The organism is Streptomyces nanhaiensis, from assembly GCF_046614825.1.
In the GTDB taxonomy this organism is placed as follows: Bacteria; Actinomycetota; Actinomycetes; order Streptomycetales; family Streptomycetaceae; genus Streptomyces; species Streptomyces radiopugnans.
On record NZ_JBKJFM010000023.1, the window covers coordinates 31,237 to 52,755 of the forward strand.

Annotated in this window: 20 protein-coding genes; 12 read left to right on the forward strand and 8 right to left on the reverse strand. The window is 72.4% G+C overall.

Features of this window, described 5'->3' with window-relative positions:
* Positions 1 to 76 precede the first annotated feature (76 nt).
* From ACLIYP_RS08740 to ACLIYP_RS08750, 3 genes are all read right to left on the reverse strand, one after another.
* Positions 77 to 1,162 carry a hypothetical protein gene (locus ACLIYP_RS08740; RefSeq protein WP_412712557.1) on the reverse strand — a complete coding sequence of 362 codons (1,086 nt, stop codon included), beginning with the start codon at positions 1,160 to 1,162 and terminating at the stop codon, positions 77 to 79.
* 13 nt (positions 1,163 to 1,175) lie between these two features.
* Positions 1,176 to 2,123: a hypothetical protein gene (locus tag ACLIYP_RS08745; protein WP_412712558.1), complete on the reverse strand. Its 948-nt coding sequence runs from the start codon at positions 2,121 to 2,123 to the stop codon at positions 1,176 to 1,178.
* A 638-nt stretch (positions 2,124 to 2,761) separates the two neighbouring features.
* On the reverse strand, positions 2,762 to 3,199 hold the full coding sequence (locus ACLIYP_RS08750; RefSeq protein ID WP_412712559.1) for an MmcQ/YjbR family DNA-binding protein: 438 nt from the start codon (positions 3,197 to 3,199) through the stop codon (positions 2,762 to 2,764).
* A 29-nt stretch (positions 3,200 to 3,228) separates the two neighbouring features.
* Between ACLIYP_RS08750 and ACLIYP_RS08755 the strand changes: the two genes are divergently transcribed.
* Positions 3,229 to 3,783, forward strand: coding sequence for a DUF3515 family protein (locus ACLIYP_RS08755; protein WP_412712560.1), 555 nt, complete (start codon positions 3,229 to 3,231; stop codon positions 3,781 to 3,783).
* 197 nt (positions 3,784 to 3,980) lie between these two features.
* Positions 3,981 to 5,171 carry a saccharopine dehydrogenase family protein gene (locus ACLIYP_RS08760; protein ID WP_412712561.1) on the forward strand — a complete coding sequence of 397 codons (1,191 nt, stop codon included), beginning with the start codon at positions 3,981 to 3,983 and terminating at the stop codon, positions 5,169 to 5,171.
* A 47-nt stretch (positions 5,172 to 5,218) separates the two neighbouring features.
* On the opposite strand, the gene mmpA is transcribed toward ACLIYP_RS08760, so the two are convergent.
* Complete coding sequence (gene mmpA, locus ACLIYP_RS08765) at positions 5,219 to 5,383, reverse strand: morphogenic membrane protein MmpA (RefSeq protein WP_177213893.1); 165 nt, start codon at positions 5,381 to 5,383, stop codon at positions 5,219 to 5,221.
* Between the two features lie 135 nt (positions 5,384 to 5,518).
* Between mmpA and ACLIYP_RS08770 the strand changes: the two genes are divergently transcribed.
* Positions 5,519 to 6,955 (forward strand): CoA transferase, encoded by a 1,437-nt coding sequence (locus ACLIYP_RS08770; protein WP_412712562.1) that lies wholly within the window; start codon positions 5,519 to 5,521, stop codon positions 6,953 to 6,955.
* Positions 6,956 to 6,967: 12 nt separating this feature from the next.
* Here the strand turns inward: ACLIYP_RS08770 and ACLIYP_RS08775 are convergent, their stop codons facing one another.
* On the reverse strand, positions 6,968 to 7,675 hold the full coding sequence (locus ACLIYP_RS08775; RefSeq protein ID WP_412712563.1) for a DUF1707 SHOCT-like domain-containing protein: 708 nt from the start codon (positions 7,673 to 7,675) through the stop codon (positions 6,968 to 6,970).
* 58 nt (positions 7,676 to 7,733) lie between these two features.
* Positions 7,734 to 9,224, reverse strand: a complete 1,491-nt coding sequence (locus ACLIYP_RS08780) for a glycine hydroxymethyltransferase (RefSeq protein WP_412712564.1) — start codon at positions 9,222 to 9,224, stop codon at positions 7,734 to 7,736.
* Between the two features lie 220 nt (positions 9,225 to 9,444).
* Between ACLIYP_RS08780 and ACLIYP_RS08785 the strand changes: the two genes are divergently transcribed.
* Together ACLIYP_RS08785 and ACLIYP_RS08790 are read left to right on the forward strand one after the other, a co-directional pair.
* Entirely contained in the window at positions 9,445 to 9,660 is a 216-nt protein-coding gene (locus tag ACLIYP_RS08785) for a dodecin (RefSeq protein WP_412712565.1), read from the forward strand.
* Between the two features lie 165 nt (positions 9,661 to 9,825).
* Complete coding sequence (locus ACLIYP_RS08790; protein WP_412712566.1) at positions 9,826 to 10,197, forward strand: GNAT family N-acetyltransferase; 372 nt, start codon at positions 9,826 to 9,828, stop codon at positions 10,195 to 10,197.
* Between the two features lie 61 nt (positions 10,198 to 10,258).
* On the opposite strand, the gene ACLIYP_RS08795 is transcribed toward ACLIYP_RS08790, so the two are convergent.
* Positions 10,259 to 10,438: a hypothetical protein gene (locus ACLIYP_RS08795; protein WP_412712567.1), complete on the reverse strand. Its 180-nt coding sequence runs from the start codon at positions 10,436 to 10,438 to the stop codon at positions 10,259 to 10,261.
* A gap of 289 nt (positions 10,439 to 10,727) precedes the next feature.
* Entirely contained in the window at positions 10,728 to 11,966 is a 1,239-nt protein-coding gene (locus tag ACLIYP_RS08800; RefSeq protein WP_412712576.1) for an RICIN domain-containing protein, read from the reverse strand.
* Positions 11,967 to 12,588: 622 nt separating this feature from the next.
* Here ACLIYP_RS08800 and ACLIYP_RS08805 point away from each other — a divergent pair.
* The 7 genes from ACLIYP_RS08805 (at position 12,589) to ACLIYP_RS08835 (ending at position 21,419) form a co-directional block, all read left to right on the forward strand.
* A complete protein-coding gene (locus ACLIYP_RS08805) occupies positions 12,589 to 13,626 on the forward strand; it encodes a LacI family DNA-binding transcriptional regulator (RefSeq protein WP_412712568.1) in 1,038 nt (345 codons plus the stop codon).
* A 157-nt stretch (positions 13,627 to 13,783) separates the two neighbouring features.
* Complete coding sequence (locus ACLIYP_RS08810) at positions 13,784 to 15,460, forward strand: ABC transporter substrate-binding protein (RefSeq protein ID WP_412712569.1); 1,677 nt, start codon at positions 13,784 to 13,786, stop codon at positions 15,458 to 15,460.
* A 175-nt stretch (positions 15,461 to 15,635) separates the two neighbouring features.
* Entirely contained in the window at positions 15,636 to 16,856 is a 1,221-nt protein-coding gene (locus ACLIYP_RS08815) for an ABC transporter ATP-binding protein (RefSeq protein ID WP_412712570.1), read from the forward strand.
* The gene (locus ACLIYP_RS08820) at positions 16,853 to 17,833 is read left to right on the forward strand and encodes an ABC transporter permease (RefSeq protein ID WP_412712571.1); all 981 of its coding nucleotides are present in this window, start codon (positions 16,853 to 16,855) and stop codon (positions 17,831 to 17,833) included. The genes ACLIYP_RS08815 and ACLIYP_RS08820 overlap by 4 nt, the downstream gene beginning before the upstream one ends.
* Before the next feature lie 3 nt (positions 17,834 to 17,836).
* The gene (locus tag ACLIYP_RS08825; RefSeq protein WP_412712572.1) at positions 17,837 to 18,865 is read left to right on the forward strand and encodes an ABC transporter permease; all 1,029 of its coding nucleotides are present in this window, start codon (positions 17,837 to 17,839) and stop codon (positions 18,863 to 18,865) included.
* Positions 18,862 to 19,929, forward strand: coding sequence for an ABC transporter ATP-binding protein (locus ACLIYP_RS08830; RefSeq protein ID WP_412712573.1), 1,068 nt, complete (start codon positions 18,862 to 18,864; stop codon positions 19,927 to 19,929). The genes ACLIYP_RS08825 and ACLIYP_RS08830 overlap by 4 nt, the downstream gene beginning before the upstream one ends.
* Positions 19,926 to 21,419 (forward strand): GH1 family beta-glucosidase, encoded by a 1,494-nt coding sequence (locus ACLIYP_RS08835; RefSeq protein WP_412712574.1) that lies wholly within the window; start codon positions 19,926 to 19,928, stop codon positions 21,417 to 21,419. Before ACLIYP_RS08830 ends, ACLIYP_RS08835 begins: the two co-directional genes overlap by 4 nt.
* Positions 21,420 to 21,519: the final 100 nt, after the last annotated feature.

Below are 21,519 nucleotides of genomic sequence, written 5' to 3' on the forward strand. Positions count from 1 at the left end.
GGCCGCCGGGAGTTCCGGTGCGACAGCGGCGCCGGACTGCCGGGGGGTGGTTCCACGCCGCTTCTCCGAGCCCTCTTCAGGCGCGCTCGCCAGTCCGTTCCGGCGGATCGGCCGCCTGACCGGCCAGGCCGCTCGCGTACGCAAGGCCGGCTCCCCTGTCGTCTTCCAGCGCGAGTGCCGGAGGTTTCCGTGAAAGCACGTCCTGCATGGTCGAGGACATGGGAAGAAACCTGTCGAGTGGGGGGTCAGCAAGGGATTCGACGGTGTAGGGCGTCGCGGCTACGGCAGGGTCCTCCGAGCCGTAGACGAGAGACGCCTCAGGCGCTCCATCGGCACCGAAGACGGTCACCACGTTGACGAGTTCCCAGAAGAGAATGATCTTTCCCACGTCCCCCTCGTTCACGAACTCCTGAGAAACGAAGGACGTGTTGCTTGTGCGTGTGTTGACCTGTTGCGAGGTGCTGGAGGCCGTGCTCAGCGACGCCGAGATGCTGGTGGATATGGGCCCCCACCCGGCATTCGCGCTCAGTCCCAGGGACGCGGCAAGGGTGCTTTCCTCGCTGGTGGTCACATCCCTGCCCGATGTGACGGTGTAGTTTTCCACTCGACTTTGGTGCGGCCCCATACTGTAAGACTTCGGAAGCCTGCGCCAGTACTGCTCGAGGGCCACCTGTTTCCTCTCGCCATGGGCGGTTGTGGTTCCGCATCCCACGGTGACCCGCGGCGAGTCCGGAGGTATCACAACATTCTTGTACGGTTTCGGGGGAGGGCCGATCCCATGCGGAACGAGCAGGTCCTGCAGCGTGACGGCGACCGGGTTCGGCTGGTCTCCTTCCTTTCCTATCGACACCTGTTTGACGGCCGCAAATGCCCCCGTGTACTGGTTGACGAACAACAGGTACCACCCCGTGAGGAGCGGGCCGACGTAGAACTCACTCCTCTTCTCCGGGAGGACGACGCCCGCCGGTAGGTCCGCGCCGAACCGCTTGCGCCCTTTCTCTGGGCCGAGTCCGAGCTGTGCCCCCGTGTCCGAGACGAGGTACACTCCCAGTCGCAGTGGCGTCCTGTTATCGAGCACGACCCACCCAGTCGGACTCTTGGTGTTCACCGGAGAGGCCAGGTTGCCGTAGAGGGCGTCCAGGCACGTCCGATTCATCTTCATGTCGCCGGTCTCTCTACGGAGTGCTTTCGTCGAGTTTGAGCTCTGTCGCGTGGACCACCGTGGGCTGCGTACTGGCGAATATCGACCCCACAGCCGACTGCTGGAACAGGTCCGGCTGTGCCACCTTCCGGCTGTCATAGACCGTCACCCGGTCCACCAGCTGCCAGTACATGACCATCATCGGATATTTGTGATCTGCCGGACTCTGCGGAAGCTCCCTTTTCTCGGACACATAGGACCGGGTCTCCTCACTGATGGAAACCTGCTGGAAAGTGGTGGAGGACGCGTTCAGAGAAGTGGAGATCGAAGCAGACACCGGTCCCCAGCCCGCGCCGACGGAGACTCCCACCGATTCCTCCAGGGTCTTCTGCTCGGTGGTGGTGCTCTGCAAGCCGGACACCACCTCGAAGGAGTAACCCTTCGTTTCCCCCGGCGCGATGGTGTAAGACTCGGGAAGGCTCTGCCAGAACTGCTCCCGAACGACGACGTTCGGCGGCTCGGTGACATCGGCGAATTTCGGCAGGCTGCCACACCCGACGACCACCGGAGGCGAATCATCCGGGATGATGACGCCCTCATCGATGTTCGGGACCGGGATTGGTCCCACGTTGCAGGGCTCCAGCAGAAGCCAGCCGGTGACGTTCACCTCCCTGGTCTCGGATGTGACGAGAACGACTGCGGCGAATCCTCCGCTCAGACTGTTCTCGAACAGTAGGTAGGAATCCCGGATCGGCCGTACACACGTTTCCGCGTTCGACTGCACCGCCAGACCCGGCCGATCGGGCGCCGGAGTCCGCAAGTCCGCAGCGAAGCCCCAGCGGCCGTCCACGACCGTGTACACGGTCACGGGAATCGGAAGCCTGTTGCGAATTGTGACGTCTCCGGGAAGCAGAGCAGCCGCGTCCGGTGGAGACGGCAGTTTCCCTGTGAGTGCTTTCCGGTAAACGCTGTTCATCTGCATGGCTGATCCTCTCTCCCGGAAGACGACTTCCGGGTCTGCGAGGCCTGCGCCACTCGCTTTCGGGGTTGTGATGCTCTTTCAGGTCAGCCCCGCATGTCACGCTAATCCATCCGGGTGCACGTCGCATCTCCACGGCTGTAGGCCGCCTGGGATCGCCGTCCGGCTCCGGTCACCACTCGGCCTTTCGAGATCCCGGACTCCGGGGGCATGCGATGCGGTCCCTCCTCGTGAATTTCCCGCCGATGTGCCCGCAGGCGGGACGCCGGGCCCGTCGTCCCGTTTTCGGGCCGAGTTCCACGACTTCCCCCGCCCCCGCGGCGACGCGCCGTTCGGGTTCACGGACGCGGTCCCATGCTCCGACGAGGCGGTGAGGCACCGGTCGTGCGGCCGGTGCATGACCGGACGCCGCGCGGGGCGAAGGCTCCGGGCGAGACGGAGCCGACCCACCGGGTGACCACACGCACGGTGACCGACGTCTGGGGGTAGGCGGTGGGAAAGGCCCGCAGCCCGTCGTCGCCCCCGAGACGTGGAACGGCTCCTCCCCCGTACGCGGCCCGGGGCCGGTCCTTCAGGCGCCCGGATGCCCCGCTGCGGAAGCAGCCCGCCGCGGGGCATCCCCGTGGGGCGAGGGACCGGGGTCAGTCCGCGTCGAGCTCCGCCACCAGCCGCTTCGGCGCGACGGTGCGGTAGCTCTCCTCCACCCAGTCGCACAGCAGCTCCGCGTCCGGCGCGCCCGCCTCGCCCAGCGGGACGGTCACCCAGCCCGCCCGGCCGAGCCCGTACCCGGTGGGGAGGGCGCCGGGGGCGGACATCGCGTGGGCGTGGGCCCCGGGGTCGGTGAGTTTGACGGTGACGGTGGGCGGGGAGTCGCCCTGCCCCGCCACGAGGTGCCCGAGGAAGAGGAAGACGAAGATCTTCCGGTTGACCTTGACCACGGACTCCCCCCAGGGGAAGTCCTCGTACGCGCCGGGCAGTTCGAGGGCGAATCCGCGCACCCGCTCACGTACCGCCCGCGGATCACGCCGTGCCCCCCGCACGTCGTCGCGTCCCCCGCGCCCCCTCGTCCGATCGTTCATGGCTCCAGCGTAGGGTCGGCAACCGGCAGGTGATCCCGTCCGCCACTCCCGCTCACTCCACGGAACAGGCGAAGCCGGAAGAAAACCGAATGAGAAAACAGAGAAAGACCAACCTCTTGGTTCTCGGGTCCACCGCCGTGGCAGCGGCGGTCTTCCACTTCGGGCACTCTCTGCCGTCCTCCGGCCATTCGGTTCGCTCCGGCCCGTTCTCCGACGACCCGCTCTGCGCGGACGTCGTGTCCAAAGTGCCCGAAGCGGTCCTGTCGCGGCAGCGCGACGGGGCCACGAGAGCCGGCACCGCATCGTGGGGGGACGCGTCGATCGTTCTGCGGTGCGGAGTCGGGCCGGTGCCGCCGACCCTCGATCTGTGCATGAACGTCAGCGGCGTCGACTGGGTGCTGGACGAGGGCAGGATGGAGGCCGACGGCGTCCAGGTCCTCACGACGTACGGGCGCGCACCGGCCGTCGAAGTGACCATCGAAGACGCGCCCGGCCGCGCCGGGGACGTCCTGGTCGACATGAACCGTTCGGTCAGGGACGTACCCCAGAAGTCGAAGTGCCTCAGTCTCGACGAGGTTTCATGACCGGGTCGCCTGATCCGCCCCGGTCTCACCGGGCAGGCCGACTCCCGCACGCGGCGCCTGCGCCGGGGGCGGGAGTCGGACTTTCGCACCCGTCGCGGCCGCGCCCCTTCGCGCGCTCGCCCATGCCGCCGCCGTAGGGTCGGACCCCGACAGACGTCTCCGTCCGCTTCCCCCCTCTCACCCCCAGGAGGTCAGGAGTGCCCCGCAACGACCGCGAGTACGACGTGGTGCTGTTCGGCGCGACCGGTTTCACCGGCGGGCTGACGGCCGAGTACCTGGCCGCCCACGCCCCCGACGGCTGCCGCTGGGCGCTGGCCGGGCGCAACCGCGACAAGCTGCTGCGGCTGCGCGAGCGGCTGGCGCAGATCAACCCGGCCTGCGCCGAACTGCCGCTGCTGCACGCCGATGTCACCGATCCCGGCTCGCTGCGCGCGGTGGCCCGGAGCGCCGCGGTGGTGGCCACCACCGTCGGCCCGTACGTCGAGTACGGGGAGCCGCTGGTGGCCGCGTGCGCCGAGGCCGGGACGGACTACGCCGACCTCACCGGCGAGCCGGAGTTCGTCGACATGATGTACCTGCGCCACCACGACCGGGCCCGCCGCACCGGTGCGCGGCTGGTGCACGCCTGCGGTTTCGACTCGGTGCCGCACGACCTGGGCGTGCTGTACACCGTCGAGCGCCTTCCCGAGGGGGCGCCGCTGCGGATCGACGGCTACGTGCGGGCCTCCGCGGCCTTCTCCGGGGGTACGTTCGCCTCCGCGCTGACGGCGTTCTCCCGGGGCCGGCAGATGCGGGCCGCGGCTCGGGAGCGGCGGCGGGTGGAGTCCCGTCCGGCCGGGCGCCGGGTCAGCGCGCCGCTGGACCGGCCGCGCCGCAGCGGGAAGGCGGGGGTGTGGGCGGTGCCGCTGCCGACGGTCGATCCGCAGATCGTGGCCCGCTCGGCGGCCGCCCTGGAGCGCTACGGCCCCGACTTCCGCTACCGCCACTACGCCGCCGTCCGCACGCTGCCCATGGCCGTGGGCGGCATGGTCGGGGTGGGTGCGCTCTTCGCCGCCGCCCAGCTCCCGGCCGCGCGCCGCGCGCTGTCGGCCCGGCTGGCGCCGGGGGACGGGCCGAGCCCGAGCAAGCGCGCGGAGAGCTGGTTCAAGGTCCGCTTCTTCGGCGAGGGCGGCGGCCACCGGGTGGTGACGGAGGTGTCCGGCGGCGATCCGGGCTACGACGAGACCGCGAAGATGCTGGCCGAGTCGGCGCTCTGTCTGGCGCTGGACGACCTGCCCGCGACCTCGGGCCAGGTCACCACGGCCGTGGCGATGGGGGACGCGCTGATCGACCGGCTGGTGCGGGCCGGGGTGGGCTTCCGGGTGGTCTCCTCCACGGAGCGCCGCTGAGCGTTCCGGAGGGACCGGGTCCGGGGAGCCGGGTGGCGGGCGGGTGGTCAGCCCGTCACCCAGGAGGCTATGACGTAGAGCATGGCTATCACCCAGCCCACGGCGAGCGTGCCGGCCAGGGCGAACGCCAGGGCGGGGCCGCGCCCGAGGTCCGAGGCCAGGGAAGGGGCCATTTCGGGGGTTCCGTGCATGTTCTCCATGATCCGCTCCATGCCCTCAGGGTGCCGTGCCGGCACGGCTTCCAAACATCCGTACGCGTACTCATCCGCGTCGGGGATCAAGCTAGTTGCGGGTACTGACAACCCGATCCCCGTGCGGGCGCACGGGAGCGCGGGCACAATGCGTGCATGGATCAACGGTCTTGGGCCCGGCTGTGGGCCGCGCTCGGCGGCGATCCCTCTCTGTGCGAGCGTGTCCGTCTCGTCCCCCGCACCTCCCCCGACGGGGCCGGCGGCGTGCTGCCCGCACGGCTGCCGGTGCGGGAGCTGGCACGCTCCACCGTGGCGGTGTGCGCGCTGGCGGCGGCCGAGTTCGAGGCGCGCTGCGCCACGGGGAGGACGGGGACGGCCGTGCCCGGGGTCGGGGTGGACGACGGGGCGGTGGCCACCGCGTTCGTCAGCGAGCGCCATCTGCGGATCGACGGGCGCGCGCCGGCCACCTTCGCACCGCTGTCGCGTTTCTGGCGCACCGACGGCGGCTGGCTGCGCACCCACGCCAACTACCCGCACCACCGCGCCCGGTTGCTGTCCGCCCTCGGCGTGCCGGACGACGGCGACGACGAGGCACTGGCCGCCGCCGTCGCCGCCGTACTGGCGGAGCGCCGCGCCGAGGAGGCCGAGGAGGCGGTGTACGCGGCGGGCGGTCTGGCCGTCGCCGTCCGCACCCCCGAACGGTGGTCGGCGCATCCGCAGGGCGCGGCCGTGGCCCGGCTCCCGCTGGTGGGGATGGAGCGGCTGGACGACGCGCCCGCGCCGCCGCTGCCCTCCCCCGGTTCGGGGCCGGGCGCCGGTCTGCGCGTGCTGGACCTCACCCGCGTCATCGCCGGTCCCGTGGCCACCCGCACCCTCGCCCTGCTGGGCGCCGACGTGCTGCGGATCGACTCGCCGCACCTGCCCGAGAGCGCGGACGCGCACGCCGACACCGGGTTCGGCAAGCGGTCGGCGCTGCTGGACCTGGCGTCCCGCTCCGGCCGCGCCTCCTTCGAGGAGTTGTTGGGGAAGGCCCATGTGGTGGTCACCGGCTACCGTCCCGGCGCGCTGGACCGCTTCGGGCTGTCGGCCGGGGAGCTGGCCGGGCGGCGGCCGGGTGTGGTGGTGGCGGAGCTGAGCGCCTGGGGCGGTCCCGGTACCGGGCCGTGGGGCGGCAGGCGGGGCTTCGACAGCCTGGTGCAGGCTGCGAGCGGCATCGCCGTGACCGAGGGCGGGCCGGACGGCGGGCCGGGTGTGCTGCCCGCGCAGGCCCTGGACCACGGCACGGGTTATCTGCTGGCCGCCGCCGTGCTGCGTTCGCTCACCGACCAGCGCGGCGACGGGGGTTCGCGGCTCGTACGGCCGGCCCTGGCGCGGACGGCGCACTGGCTGCAGCACGAGCTGGAGGATCCGCGGGCTCAGGAGGAGCCGGGCGAGGCCGGGGAGCCGTACGACCCGGCCGACTGGCTGGACGAGACCGGCAGCCCGCTGGGCCGGCTGCGGCACGCCGTCTCCCCGGTGGCCTACGACGGCGGTCCGGGCGGCTGGGCCCGGCCGCCGGGGCGGCCGGGTGCGGACGCGCCCGTGTGGGAGTGAGGAGACCGCGGGTCAGTCGTCCCGGTCGTCACGCCGCCTGTCGTGGCCGTGCCCGTACGTGTGGCCGTGGCCGTACGTGTGGCCGTGTCCGCCCTCCAGGCGTTTGCGCTCCCGGCGCTCCTCGCGCCTGCGCTTGCGCTCGACCCCGACTCCGCCCCAGAAGGCGAAGCCGCTGACCACCACGCGCGGCGCGCCCGGCTCGCCCCGGCCCGCGGCGCTGTGGTCGAAGCCGCCCATGACGCCGATGCCACGTACGTCGACCTCGGCCTCGTCCGGGACGATCACGTTGACGCCGCCCATGATCGCGAAGCAGCGGATCTCCACCTCGCGGTCCTCGAAGTACGCCTCGCGCAGGTCGATCTCGCCGCCGCCCCAGAAGGCGAAGCCGGTGAAGCGGCGGGGAGCGGTCCACGGCCCCTTGCGCACGAAGCCGCCCATGATCGCCACTCCGCCGCGGGAGGTGGCGCTGCCGCCGAAGCGGTCGGCCCAGCCGCGGCCGGCCCGGGCGGGCTCGGCCGACGTGGCCGGCGCGGTGGTCCGGGGCAGGTCCCTGACCAGGGGCGTCAGCTCGCCCTGGGTGCGTGCGGCGTAGGCGGAGTCCAGCCGCTCCTGGAACTCCTCCATGTTCAGGCGCCCCTCGGCCACCGCCTCGCGCAGTACCTCGGCCACGCGTTCCCGGTCGGCGTCGGAGGCCCTCATCTCGGGCAGGTCGTCGGTCATGGCGGCAGGCTACCGGCCGGGCCCGCCCGCGGGTCGGTCCGCGGGCGGGCCCTCAAGGTCAGGCCAGGTCGATGCCGGGGTAGAGCGGGTGGCCGGCCAGCAGGTCTGCGGCGCGTCCGGCGGCGGCCTCGGCGACCTCGGGCTCCAGCAGGTACCGGGCCCTGGACGGGGCTCCGGCCGCGGTGGTGCCCGGCTCGGCGGCGGTCAGGACGGTGTGGATCAGGTCGGCGACCTCGTCCATCTCGGCCGTCCCCAGGCCGCGCGTGGTCAGGGCCGGGGTGCCGATGCGGATGCCGGAGGTGTACCAGGCGCCGTTGGGGTCGCGCGGCACCGCGTTGCGGTTGGTGACGATGCCGGCGTCCAGCAGCGCGTCCTCGGCCTGGCGGCCGGTGAGGCCGTAGCCGGTGACGTCCACCAGGGCCAGGTGGTTGTCGGTGCCGCCGGTGACCAGGCGCGCGCCGCGGCGCATCAGGCCCTCGGCGAGGGCCGCGGCGTTGTCCACCACCTGCTGGGCGTAGGTGCGGAAGGACGGCTGCCGGGCCTCGGCCAGCGCCACGGCCTTGGCGGCCATGACGTGGGGCAGCGGGCCGCCGAGGACCATGGGGCAGCCGCGGTCCACGTGCTCGGCCAGCGACTCGTCGCACAGCACCATGCCGCCGCGCGGGCCGCGCAGCGACTTGTGGGTGGTGGTGGTGACGATGTTGGCGTGCGGCACGGGGTCGAAGTCGCCGGTGAAGACCTTGCCGGCGACCAGACCGGCGAAGTGGGCCATGTCGACCATGAGGGTGGCGCCGACCTCGTCGGCGATCTCCCGCATGATCCGGAAGTTCACCTTCCGCGGGTAGGCGGAGTAGCCGGCGATCAGGATGAGGGGGCGGAACTCGCGGGCGGCGGCGCGCACCGCGTCGTAGTCCAGCAGACCGGTGGCCGGGTCGGTGCCGTAGCTGCGCTGGGCGAACATCTTGCCGGAGATGTTGGGCCGGAAGCCGTGGGTGAGGTGGCCGCCGGCGTCCAGGGACATGCCCAGCATCCGCTGGTCGCCCAGCGCGCGCCGCAGCTCCTCCCAGTCCTGCTCGGTCAGGTCGTTGACGTGCCCGGCCCCGGCCCGCTCCAGGGCGGGGCTCTCCACGCGCTGGGCCAGGACGGACCAGAAGGCGACGAGGTTGGCGTCGATGCCCGAGTGCGGCTGGACGTAGGCGTGGTCGGCGCCGAACAGCTCGCGGGCGTGCTCGGCGGCCAGCGCCTCGACGGTGTCGACGTTGCGGCATCCGGCGTAGAAGCGGCGGCCGACGGTGCCCTCGGCGTACTTGTCGCTGAGCCAGTTGCCCATGGCCAGCAGCACGGCCGGGGAGGCGTAGTTCTCGCTGGCGATCAGCTTGAGGGAGGCGCGCTGGTCGGTGATCTCTGCGCCGATGGCGTCGGCGACGCGCGGCTCGACGGCGCGGATCACGTCCAGGGCGCTGTTGAACGCGGCAGACCCGGTCGGCGCCGCCGGTGCCGTCGACACGGTGGCGGCGCTGCCGGTGTGCGGGGTGGGTGCGGTGGCCATGGGCCCCTCCTTGACGTCCTCGAAGACGGTGCGGGCGGCCCAGGCGCGCGGCTCTTCGGCGCGGCGGGCTCGTCACCCGGTGCGCGGGCCGCTCCCCGATGGTCGATCCCATCTGTACGCGCCAGTCACGGCCCGCCCGGAGCCTAGCACTCGCGGACCGCCCCGCCCTGGGGCACCGTGGAGACGAGAACCGATCGCCCCACCCTTAGCAGGAGGCACCATGTCCAGCCACACCTACCGGGTGACCGAGATCGTCGGCACCTCGCACGAGGGCGTCGACCAGGCGATCCGCAACGGGATCGCCCGGGCCTCGGAGACGCTGCGGCACCTGGACTGGTTCGAGGTGACGCAGGTGCGCGGCAACATCTCGGACGGCGAGGTCGAGCACTACCAGGTGGGGCTGAAGGTCGGGTTCCGCCTGGAGGGCGAGGCGTAGGGCCGCCTCGGCGCGCGTCCGCCGGAACTCCCCTCCCGACCGGTTCACCCGTCCTGCCGGGGGGCGGGAGGGATAGGAACGCCGCCGTGTGGCACTCGGACGCCCGGAAGAATGCCCCTGTATCGCACTTTTCGCTCGATACGGCCATTCCGGGAGGAACGCAGCATGCCCACGGCAGCCACCAACAGCCAGGTCACGATCACCGACGCCCCGGCCCACGGCCGGTTCGAGGCCCGGATCGGCGCGACCCTCACCGGTTTCGCCGACTACGTCCGCAACGACGGTCTGGTGACCTATCCGCGGGTGGTGGTGTCCCGGCCCTTCCTCGGCCGGGGCATCGGCGACCGGCTGGTGCGCACCGCGCTGGACGACGCGCGGCGGCGCGGCCTGCGGATCCGGCCGGCCTGCGCCTTCGTCGAGCAGTGGATCGTCATGCACCCCGAGTACCGGGATCTCGTGGCGGAGGAGGCCGGGGACGGCGGCCACGGCCCCGGCTCCGGGCCCGGTCCCGGCGGTGCGGGGCCGGTGGGCGGATAGCGCCGCGTCCGGGACCGCCGGGCGCCGGGCGCCGCGGCGCGTCACCGGCGCGTACGCACCGCTACTTTCCGCGGCTTCCCCTCCTCTGCAGCGCCAGCCGCCGCTTACGCAGTCCGGCCTGGCGCCGCCGGCTCTCTGCGCGCGCCCTGGCCCGCTCCCGCGCCTCGGGGTCCGCGGGCCTGGTGCGGCGCGTCTTCAGCAGCCCCCAGGCCAGGAGCGCGGCGATGAGCAGGCCGAGCACGCCGAGGGCCCCGGCGGCCGCCGGGGAGGTCCTGGAAGTCGATGCCCCAGTACCTGATGTAGTCCCGGCCGTGGTAGATCGCCACCTCCGCACGCCACACGCCCCCGCCGGTACGGGAAGCCCACACCCTACGCGCACGCCCCGCCCCCACCCGGAGCGGTCCCCGAGGCGGGTGACCGGAGGTGGGGGCGGGGCGGCGGGGAGACGGCCGGGGCCCGGACGCAGTACCGGGGAGGGGCCCCGGCCCCGTGCCGGATCAGGGCCGGATCAGGGCCGGATCAGGGCCGGATCAGGGCGTGTTCCACTTCTGGTTGGCGGTGCCCGAGCAGGTCCAGATCTGCGTCTTCGTGCCGTTGGCGGAGTTGTTGTCCCTCACGTCCAGGCACTTGTCGGCGTTGGGGTTGACGATGTCCCGGGCCCCGGTGACGACCCACTGCTGGGCGGCCGTGCCGTTGCAGTCCCAGATCTGGACGGGGGTGCCGTCCGCCCTGCCCGCGCCGGAGACGTCCAGGCACTTGCCGAGCGCCCGTATGGTGCCGTCCGTGCCGACGGTCCACTGCTGGGCGGCGTTGCCGTTGCAGTCGTGGATCTGCACGGGGGTGCCGTTGGCGGTGTCCGCCCAGGCCACGTCCAGGCACTTGCCCGCCAGACCGGTGATGGTGCCGGTGCGCCCACTGCCGCCACCGCTGTCGCCGCCGCTGGTGACGCGGACGTAGTCGACGACGAGCTTCTGCGGGAAGACCGTGCTCGAGTCCGGCAGGCCCGGCCAGTCGCCGCCCACCGCGAGGTTGAGGATCAGGAAGAACGGCTTGTCGAACACCCAGCGGTCGCCGCCCAGGTCGGCCGGGGTGCGGCGCTGGTAGACCTGGCCGTCGACCGACCAGGTGATGGAGTTCGGGGACCAGTCGACGGCGAAGGTGTGGAAGTCGTCGGCGAACGCCCTGCCGCCGGGGAGGGTGTAGCCGGCGCCGATGCCCTCGCCGCCGGAGTAGCCGGGGCCGTGCAGGGTGCCGTGCACGGTGCCGGGCTCGTAGCCGACGTTCTCCATGATGTCGATCTCGCCGCTGTTGGGCCAGCCGACGCTGCCGATGTCGTGGCCGAGCATCCAGAACGCGGGCCACATGCCCTGTCCGCGCGGGAGCTTCATCCGGGCCTCGATGTGGCCGTAGGTGGTGGTGAACTTCCCCGCGGTGTTCATCCGGGCCGAGGTGTACTCGCAACGCCCGTACCAGCACTGGTAGTTGCCCGGGTTCTCCTTGCGGGCGGTGATCACCAGGTTGCCGTTGCCGTCGAGCGCGGCGTTGGCGTTGCCCGGCGTGTAGTACTGCCGCTCGTGGTTGTTGCCGCTGTTGTCGCCGGTCTCCAGCTGCCATCTGCGGCTGTCGACCGCCGAACCGGCGGGGCCGTCGAAGTTCTCCTCGAACAGCACCGCCGCCGGGACGGCCTCGGCGCCCTGGGCGGCCTTCTGGACGGTTCTCCCGGCGGTCTCGCCCGCCGGGCCGGCGGCCGCGGTGCCGGTGACCGCCATGGTCGCGGCCAGGGTCAGCAGCGTGGCCGCCGACGCCCAGCGGCGGGACCGGCGGCGCCGGGCGGGTTTTCCGCGGGGAGGGTCGTGGGGCGTGTGGGGGGTTGTCGGGTGCATGACCATCACATCCGTCTGTCGTCCGGAGGATCCGGCGGTGGGGTGCCGCTCCCCGGGGCACGGGCGGCGGGTACGTGACCGTACGGCGGCCGCGGCGGCATGAAGCCGCCTCGTGCGCACGGAGCGCGGCGCGGACGGGATGCGGGCGGCGCTCGGCACACCAACCGCCCGCTTTCCAGGCTTGGTTCGGGCAGTGAGTCAACTCCCGGGGAAACCCGGTCGTCAAGGGCTTGGATGAGACCAATTGACTTCAAGAGGTGAACAAGAGAGCGCTCTTGAGAGCGTTCTCAAACAGTGACAAGCAATTTTGACGTGAAGTCTTGACGCCCTTGCTCGCTGCCGTTTGACTCCGTGCCCATGCCCGGCACCGGTCCCGGGACCGGTGCCGCCGCCTACCACTGCCGCGCCACCGCCGTCCCGTCGTCCGTCCGCCGGCCCCGTTCACCACCCCCGTCCCCGCCCCCGCCGCAGCCGAACCGAGCAGCACCGAGCCGCCGAAGGAGTGCACATGCGCGTCACCATCGCCGATGTCGCCCGTGCGGCCGGCGTCAGCAAGTCGACCGTCTCCCGGGTGCTCAACGCCAAGGGCGAGGTGGACGGCCGGACCGCCGAACGGGTGCGCGACGTCATCGGCAGGCTGGGCTACGTGCCCAGTTCGCGCGCCGTCGGGCTGGCCCGGGGCCGCAGCCGCACCGTCGGGATGCTCGCGCCCTCCCTGGCCTGGCCCTGGGTGGCCGAGCTCGTCCAGGGCGCGGTGGACGCCGTCGAGGCGGCCGGATACGGGCTGCTGCTGTTCACCTGCAGCCGGGGCCGGGAGTCGATGACGCGGCTGGCCGCGCAGGTGTCGGCGAACGCGTTCGACGGGCTGCTGGTGGTGGAGCCGGAGACCGAGACCGGCGCCGTCGCCGCGATGCACCGCTCGGGCCTGCCGGTCGTGCTGATCGACGACCGCGTCCGCCATCCGGGGTTCCCCTCCGTCGCGACCACCAACACCCTCGGCGGCCGGCAGGCGGCACACCGGCTGCTCGGCCTCGGCCGCAGCAGGCCGCTGGTGATAACCGGCCCCCGGCGGTTCGACTGCGTGCGCGAGCGGCTGGAGGGCTTCGTCCGGACCATGGAGGAGCACGGCGCCGGGCACGATCCGCGCCGCACGGTGGAGGGCGGCTTCGGGGAGCGCTCGGGCGAGGAGGCCGTGGCGCGCCTCCTGGCCGAGGGCGCCGGCTTCGACGCCGTCTTCGCCCACAACGACCTGAGCGCGATGGGCGCCCTGCGCGCCCTGCGCGCGGCCGGGCGGCGGGTGCCCGACGACGTCGCGGTGATCGGCTTCGACGACATTCCGCTGGCCGCCTACACCGACCCGCCCCTGACCACCGTCCGCCAGCCGCTGCGGGCCATGGGCGGGGCGGCCGCCGCCCTGCTGCTGGCCCGGATCGGCGCCGGCCCCCCGGACGGTCTCCCCGACGACATCCCGGACGGCGACCGGGTCGTCCTGCCCACCGAACTGGTGGACCGCGCGTCGGCCCCCGGCCCGGTCCTCACCCCCTAGAACCCCACCCCCCGTCCCGCTCGCACCTGCCGCAGAACCCCGATGAGAGCGCTCTCAAGCGCAGAGTCCCAGCCATTCTGAGAGCGCTCTCAAAAATCAGTCGAGATCGCTCCCTCACCCACCGCGATCGAAAACGGAAAGACCAGGAGGAGACACCATGAGAGTCAGGACCCGGACCAGAACCGCCATCGCGGTGGCCCTGGCCGCCACCGCCCTGCTCGCCGGCTGCACCGCGGGCGCCCCCGGTGCGGGCGGCGGACAGGCCAAGGGCGACAAGGGCGTGCTGACCGTCGGCATGCCCAACGGCCCGCAGACCGACAACAGCAACCCGTTCCTGGGCACCTCCGCGGGCGCCTCCCTGGGCTACCGCCACATGATCTACGAGCCGCTGGTGATGGTGAACGGCGTCCGCCCCGCCGACAAGGGCACGCCCTGGCTGGCCAGCGAGTGGAAGTGGTCGGACAACTACAGGAAGCTCACCCTGACCGTGCAGGACGGGCCCACCTGGTCCGACGGGAAGGAGTTCAGCGCGGGGGACGTGGAGTTCACCTTCCGGCTGCTGAAGGAGAACGAGGCGCTCAACACCAACGCCATCCCCTACGACGGCATCAGCCGCAAGGACGACACCGTCGAACTGACCTTCCCCGAGTCGCAGTTCGTCAACCAGAGCAAGATCCTGACCACCTTCGTCGTGCCCGAGCACATCTGGTCGAAGGTGAAGAACCCCGAGACCTGGCCCAACAAGAAGCCCGTGGGCACCGGCCCGTACACGCTCAGGACCTTCACGCCGCAGACCATCACCCTCGCCGCCCGCGACACCTACTGGCAGGAGAAGCCGAAGGTCCGGGAGCTGCGCTACACCTCCTACAACGACAACAACGCGCAGACCACGGCCCTGGCCAACGGCACCTGCGAGTGGTCCTTCGTCTTCACCCCGGACTACGAGAAGATCTACGTCTCCAAGGACCCCGAGCACCACAAGCTCTGGTTCCCCTCCGGGCTGGGCGTCCACGGCCTGTGGTTCAACACCGCCAAGAAGCCCTTCGACGACCCGGCGCTGCGCCGCGCCATCAACCACGTCGTCGACCGCGAGGCCATCCACGTCCGGGCGCAGGCCACGCTCTACCCGGAGATCGAGAGCGTGACCGGCATCCCGCTGCCCGCCGGCGAGCCCTTCATCGCCCCCGAGTACAAGGGCGAGAAGCAGGAGGTGGACGTCGAGGCCGCCAAGAAGGAACTGAAGAAGGCCGGTTACACCCTGTCCGGAGGCGTCCTGAAGGACCCCTCGGGCAAGCCGGTGACGATGACGCTCACCGACCCGGCCGGCTGGTCCGACTACCTCACCGGTCTGTCGATCATCAAGGACAACGTCAAGCAGATCGGCATCGAGGCCAAGGTCAGGACCCAGACCGTCGACGCCTGGACCACCGCGATGAACGAGGGCGACTTCGACGCCAGCCTGCACTGGACCAACAGCGGCGCCACCCCGTACGACATGTACCAGCACGTGATGGACGGCGAGCTGTACCAGCCGCTCGGCAAGGCGGCCCCCGGCGGCAACTTCGGCCGCTTCCGCAACGAGGCGGCCACCAAGGCGCTCAAGGAGTACGCGAACGCGAGCGACGAGAGCACCCGCACCGAGGCGCTGAACGAACTCCAGCGGATCATGGTCGAGGAGGTGCCGCTCATCGCCACCGCCGCCGCTCCCATCGGCGCCGAGTACAGCACCCGCAACTGGGTCGGCTGGCCCTCGGAGTCCGACCCGTACGCGCCGCCGCAGCCCACCCAGCCCAACTCCCTGGACGTCGTCCTGCACCTGCGCCCCGCCTCCTGACGGCACGCCGGGCGCCGGACGCCGGGCGGGCCGCCCGCCCCGCCGCACGCCTCATCCCATCCCCGCACCGCGGCGGGACGGGCCCCGCCCGGCACGTACCGGCCACGGCCCCGGCATCCGCGCACACGGCACAGGCAGCCCGACAGCCACGACCACAGGGACGACAGGAAGAGCCATGTCCGAAGAACGCTCCGAACAACACCCCGCACCACCACCCGACCGCGCGGCCGGTCCCGCCGGCCCGGCCCCCGCCCCCGCCCCCGCCCCCGCCCCCGGCACCGGCACCGACGAGCGCGTGGTGCTGGAGGCCGAGGGGGTGAGCAAGCACTTCCCCGTGCGGCGCGGCGCCCGCGCGCTGCTGGGCGGGAAGCGCCGGGCCGTCCACGCGGTGGACGACGTGTCGCTGCGGCTGCGCCGCGGTTCGGTGACCGCGCTGGTGGGCGAGTCCGGGTCGGGCAAGTCCACCGTCGCCCGGCTGCTCGCCCAGCTCCACCCCGCGACCGCCGGGGAGATCCGGCTGGACGGCAGACCGGTGCGGGCCGGGCGGGGGCGGGCGTTCCGCGCGTACTGCCGGCACGTCCAGCTGATCTTCCAGGACCCGTTCGCCTCGCTCAACCCGGTGCACACCGTCCGCTACCACCTCACCCGCGCGCTGCGCATCCACGGCCGGGCCGGCAGCGGCGCGGCGGAGCTGGAGAAGGCGCTGGCCGCTCTGCTGGAGCGGGTGCAGCTCACCCCGGCCTCCCGCTACCTGGACGCCTTCCCGCACGAGCTGTCCGGCGGCCAGCGCCAGCGGGTGGCCATCGCCCGCGCGATGGCCGCCGATCCGCGGGTGCTGCTGGCCGACGAGCCGGTCTCCATGCTGGACGTCTCCATCCGCCTGGGCGTGCTCAACCTGCTGCGCGACCTCAAGGAGCGGCTGGACCTGGCGATCCTCTACATCACCCACGACATCGCCTCCGCCCGCTACTTCGCGGACGAGACGCTGGTGATGTACGCGGGGAGGATGGTCGAGGGCGGCGACAGCGAGACCGTCACCCAGCGCCCCGCCCACCCCTACACCCGGCTGCTGCTGGCCTCCGCCCCCGACCCGGACCGGGTCACCGGGGGCGGCGGGACCGGCGAGGGCGGCGGGGACGGCGGGGACGGCGGGGACGGCGGGGATCCGGCCGATCCGTCGGCGAGCGAGCCGCCCAGCCTGATCTCGCCGCCCGACGGCTGCCGCTTCCACCCGCGCTGCCCGATGGCGATGGAGCGCTGCCGCGACCGGACCCCGCCGCGCTTCGACCTCGACGGCGGCCAGTGGGCGGCCTGCTGGCTGTACGACACCTCCCCGGACGTGCCGGCCCCCGGGGACGCGCGGACCGCCGGGACCGGGCGGGGGGCCGCCTCGTGAAGTTCGTCCTCCAGCGCCTGGCCTTCTACCTGCTGACCGCCTGGGCGGCCATCACCATCAACTTCCTCATCCCCCGGCTGATGCCCGGCGATCCGGTGCAGTCGCTGCTCGCCCGATACCAGGGCCAGCTCTCCAGCAAGTCCATCGCCTCCCTGGAGGCCCTCTTCGGGCTCGACCGGGACCGCTCGCTGTGGCTGCAGTACACCGACTACTGGGCCAGCCTGTTCCGCGGCGACCTGGGGACGTCGTTCACCTTCTTCCCCACCCCCGTCTCGGAGGTCATCGCCCAGAGCCTGCCGTGGACCCTGGCCCTGGTCGGCACCACGACCCTGATCAGCTTCCTGCTCGGCACCGGCATCGGCATCTTCGCCGGCTGGAAGCGCGGCTCCTGGCTGGACGGGCTGCTGCCGGTGACCACCTTCATCTCGGCCATCCCGTACTTCTGGCTGGGGCTGATCGCCATCGCGGTGTTCGCCGTGCAGTGGCCCCTCTTCCCCGCCTCCGGCGGCTACGACACCTCCCTGGTGCCGTCCCTGAGCGGGGCGTTCGTCTCCAGCGCGCTGTACCACGCGGTGCTGCCGGGCGTGACCGTCGTGCTCAGCGCGATGGCCGGCTGGGTCCTGGGGATGCGGAACATGATGGTGACCGTCTCCTCCGAGGACTACGTGATGGTCGCCCAGGCCAAGGGCCTGCCCGAGCGCCGGGTGATGTTCTCCTACGCCGCCCGCAACGCGATCCTGCCCAACGTCTCCGGCTTCGCGCTCTCGCTGGGCTTCATCGTCGGCGGCACCCTGCTGGTGGAGATGGTCTTCTCCTACCCCGGCATCGGCTACGTCCTCTTCCAGGGCGTCGGAGCCAAGGACTACCCGCTGATGCAGGGCGTCTTCCTGATCATCACCCTCGCGGTGCTGGCCGCCAACCTCCTGGCCGACCTGCTCTACATGATCCTCGACCCGCGCACCCGGAAGGAGGGCTGATCCATGGCAGTACAGGCGTCCGAAAGCGCCGCCGTCGTTCCCGCCGCCGCCCCGCCCGCGGCCCGCCGCGACCGGCTGCGCTTCCTGCGCAACGGCAAGACCGCCACCGGGCTGGCGATCCTGGGCCTGTTCGTCCTGCTCGCCGTCGCGGGCGAGTGGCTGGCCCCGTACGACCCGTCCGCGATGAGCGACGACGTGCTCCAGCCGCCTTCCTGGGAGCACCCGTTCGGTACCACGCAGACCGGGCAGGACATCTTCTCCCAGGTGCTGGTGGGCACCCGCGGGGTGCTCGTGGTGGGCTTCGTCGCGGGCTTCTTCGCGACGCTGCTGTCGGTGCTGGTCGGGGTGAGCTCCGGCTTCCTGTCCGGCGTCGGCGACGAGGTGCTCTCCGCCCTCACCAACATCTTCCTCGTCCTGCCCGGGCTGCCGCTGATCATCATCATCGCCAGCTTCCTGCCGGACTCCGGCGACGTGATCATCGCGGTGGTCATCAGCCTCACCGCGTGGGCCTGGGGGGCCCGGGTGCTGCGCGCGCAGACCATGTCGCTGCGCGGACGGGACTACGTCCAGGCCGCACGGGCCACGGGCGAGTCCACCTGGCGGATCATCGTCTTCGAGATCCTGCCGAACCTGACCGCCGTCATCGCCTCCGGATTCGTCGGAACGGTGATCTTCGCGGTGCTGTCGGAGATCACCCTGGCCTTCATCGGCGTGGCCGACATCTCCCACTGGAACTGGGGGACCATCCTGTTCTGGGCGCAGAGCAACCAGGCGCTCGGCCAGGGCGCGTGGTGGTGGTTCGTGCCCGCCGGGCTGTGCATCGCGCTGCTGGGCACGGCGCTGACGCTGATCAACTTCGGCATCGACGAGTTCGTCAACCCCAGGCTGCGCACCGCCGTACGCGTCCGGGGCGGGGCCCGGATGCGGGTCGGCTTCACCCCCGTCGCCCGCGCCCCGCGCGGCGGGGCGGGGCCCGCGGGGAAGGCGGGCGGGGCGCGCGAGACCCGCGAGACCGAGGAGACACCCGTATGAGCACATCGGCCACCTCCCCCGTGAGCGCCCCGCCGCACGCCTCGACGCGGCCTCCCGTGCTGGAGATCGGCGGTCTGTCCGTCGACTACGGCGTCGGGGACGGCGCTGTGCGGGCCCTGCACGACGTGGACCTGACCCTGCGCCGCGGCGAGGTGCTGGGCCTGGCCGGCGAGTCCGGTTCGGGCAAGTCCACCCTGGCCTACGCCGTCACCCGGCTGCTCTCCCCGCCCGGGGTGATCACCGGCGGGGACGTGCGCTACCACCCGCGCGAGGGCGAACCGGTGGACGTGCTGGCCATGACCCCGCAGGAGCTGCGGGCGTTCCGCTGGCAGGAGGTCTCCATCGTCTTCCAGGGCGCGATGAACTCCCTCAACCCCGTCCACACGGTGCGCACCCAGCTCACCGACGTCCTGAAGGCCCACCGGCCGGGGATGTCCCGGGAGGAGCGCACCGGGCGGGCGCGGGAGCTGCTGTCGCTGGTGGGGATCTCCCCCGACCGGCTGGGCGCCTATCCGCACCAGCTCTCGGGCGGGATGCGGCAGCGGGTCATGATCGCGATGGCGCTGGCCCTGGAGCCGGAGATCGTCGTCATGGACGAACCGACCACCGCGCTGGACGTGGTGATGCAGCGCCAGATCCTGCGGCAGCTCGTGCGGCTGCGCGAGGAGCTGGACTTCTCGGTCGTCTTCATCACCCACGACATCTCGCTGCTGATCGAGTTCTCCGACCGGATCGCCATCATGTACGGCGGCCGGGTCGTGGAGCAGGCCGGGGCCGCCGACATCTACCGCGACCCCCGCCACCCGTACAGCCACGGGCTGCTGCACTCCTTCCCCGCGCTGCACGGCCCGCGCCGCGAGCTGACCGGCATACCCGGCTCCCCGCCGGACCTGCGTGCGATGCCGTCCGGCTGCGCCTTCCACCCCCGCTGCCCGAAGGCCTTCGAGCCCTGCGGCCTGCACACGCCCCCTCTGGCGCCCGTGACCGGCACCGGTACCGGCACAGACACCGGCCGCAGCGTCGCCTGCTGGCTGAACGACGACCGCCGATCTGGAGAATCATGACCGCCACCACTTCCACGCCGACCCCGACCGCAACCTCCCCCGCCGCAGGGCCGGCCGCCGAACCGGTCGCCGGGCTGCCCGCGGACTTCCGCTGGGGGGTGGCCACCTCCTCGTACCAGATCGAGGGCGCGGTCGACGAGGACGGCCGCACCCCCTCCATCTGGGACACCTTCTGCCGCGTGCCCGGAGCCGTGGTGGGCGGCGAGAACGGCGACACCGCCTGCGACCACTACCACCGGATGCCGCAGGACGTGGAGCTGATCGCCTCCCTGGGCGTGGACACCTACCGCTTCTCGCTGGCGTGGCCGCGCATCCAGCCGGGCGGCCGCGGGAAGGGCAACCCGCGCGGCATCGCCTTCTACGACCGGCTGGTCGACGAGCTGCTGGACCGCGGCGTCACCCCGTGGGTCACCCTCTACCACTGGGACCTGCCCCAGGAGCTGGAGGACGCGGGCGGCTGGCCGGAGCGCGACACCGCGTACCGGTTCGCCGACTACGCCGAGATCGCCCACGACGCCCTCGGCGACCGCGTCCGGCACTGGACGACGCTGAACGAGCCGTGGTGCTCGGCGGTGCTCGGCTACGACCAGGGGGTGCACGCGCCCGGCCGGAGGGACTTCGGCGACTCCATGCGGGCCGTCCACCACCTGCTGCTCGGCCACGGGCTGGCCGCCCGTCGGCTGCGCGCCGCCGGGAACCCGCCCGGGGAGCTGGGCATCACCCTCAACCTGGGCACCGCCACCCCGGCGAGCGACGGCGAGGCCGACCGGGCCGCCGCGCGCCGGGCCGACGGCATGGGCACCCGGCTCTACCTGGACCCGCTGGTGCACGGGCGCTATCCGCAGGACGTGGTGGAGGACCTGGCCGCCAGGGGGGTGACCCTGCCGGTGGAGGACGGCGATCTGGAGGCGATCTCCACACCGCTGGACGTGCTCGGCGTCAACTTCTACTCCGGCCACGTCTTCTCGGGCACCGCCGAGGACGGCTCCACCACCGGTGAGGACGGGCTGCCGGTGACACGGGTCGTCCCGCAGGGCCGGCCGCGCACGGCGATGGACTGGGAGATCGTCCCCGAGCGCCTGACCGAGCTGCTGGTGCGGCTGCAGGAGGACTACGGGCTGCCGACGGTGATCACCGAGAACGGCGCCGCCTTCGACGACGAGCCGCCGGCCGACGGGGCGGTGCACGACGCCGACCGCACCGCCTACCTCGCCGACCACATCCGCGCGGTGGCGGCGGCCCGGAGCGCCGGGGCGGACGTGCGCGGCTACTTCGCCTGGTCGCTGATGGACAACTTCGAGTGGGCCTACGGGTACGCCAAGCGGTTCGGTCTGGTCCACGTGGACTACGGGACCCAGCGCCGGACCGTCAAGGACAGCGGACTGTGGTACCGGGACACGATCCGCCTGACCCGCCGGGCCGCGGGCGAGGCCGACGGGGAGCAGCCCGGCGGGGAGCGGGCCGACGGGGGTCAGGCCAGCGCGGACTGACGCCCGGGCGGCGGTGGCGGGTTGCGGTCCGTGGCCGCCACCGCCGCCCGTGCACCCGTTCCCAGGGCCGTCTCCACCGCCTCGCGTGCGGCGGCGGCCA

Bases quoted from the DNA above. Each gene is read 5' to 3' on its own strand.
- ACLIYP_RS08740 (WP_412712557.1), bottom strand. From the start codon at position 1,162: ATGAAGATGAATCGGACGTGCCTGGACGCCCTCTACGGCAACCTGGCC.
- ACLIYP_RS08745 (WP_412712558.1), bottom strand. From the start codon at position 2,123: ATGCAGATGAACAGCGTTTACCGGAAAGCACTCACAGGGAAACTGCCG.
- ACLIYP_RS08750 (WP_412712559.1), bottom strand. From the start codon at position 3,199: ATGAACGATCGGACGAGGGGGCGCGGGGGACGCGACGACGTGCGGGGG.
- mmpA (WP_177213893.1), bottom strand. From the start codon at position 5,383: ATGGAGCGGATCATGGAGAACATGCACGGAACCCCCGAAATGGCCCCT.
- ACLIYP_RS08770 (WP_412712562.1), top strand. From the start codon at position 5,519: ATGGATCAACGGTCTTGGGCCCGGCTGTGGGCCGCGCTCGGCGGCGAT.
- ACLIYP_RS08775 (WP_412712563.1), bottom strand. From the start codon at position 7,675: ATGACCGACGACCTGCCCGAGATGAGGGCCTCCGACGCCGACCGGGAA.
- ACLIYP_RS08780 (WP_412712564.1), bottom strand. From the start codon at position 9,224: ATGGCCACCGCACCCACCCCGCACACCGGCAGCGCCGCCACCGTGTCG.
- ACLIYP_RS08785 (WP_412712565.1), top strand. From the start codon at position 9,445: ATGTCCAGCCACACCTACCGGGTGACCGAGATCGTCGGCACCTCGCAC.
- ACLIYP_RS08790 (WP_412712566.1), top strand. From the start codon at position 9,826: ATGCCCACGGCAGCCACCAACAGCCAGGTCACGATCACCGACGCCCCG.
- ACLIYP_RS08800 (WP_412712576.1), bottom strand. From the start codon at position 11,966: ATGGCGGTCACCGGCACCGCGGCCGCCGGCCCGGCGGGCGAGACCGCC.
- ACLIYP_RS08805 (WP_412712568.1), top strand. From the start codon at position 12,589: ATGCGCGTCACCATCGCCGATGTCGCCCGTGCGGCCGGCGTCAGCAAG.
- ACLIYP_RS08810 (WP_412712569.1), top strand. From the start codon at position 13,784: ATGAGAGTCAGGACCCGGACCAGAACCGCCATCGCGGTGGCCCTGGCC.
- ACLIYP_RS08815 (WP_412712570.1), top strand. From the start codon at position 15,636: ATGTCCGAAGAACGCTCCGAACAACACCCCGCACCACCACCCGACCGC.
- ACLIYP_RS08825 (WP_412712572.1), top strand. From the start codon at position 17,837: ATGGCAGTACAGGCGTCCGAAAGCGCCGCCGTCGTTCCCGCCGCCGCC.
- ACLIYP_RS08830 (WP_412712573.1), top strand. From the start codon at position 18,862: ATGAGCACATCGGCCACCTCCCCCGTGAGCGCCCCGCCGCACGCCTCG.
- ACLIYP_RS08835 (WP_412712574.1), top strand. From the start codon at position 19,926: ATGACCGCCACCACTTCCACGCCGACCCCGACCGCAACCTCCCCCGCC.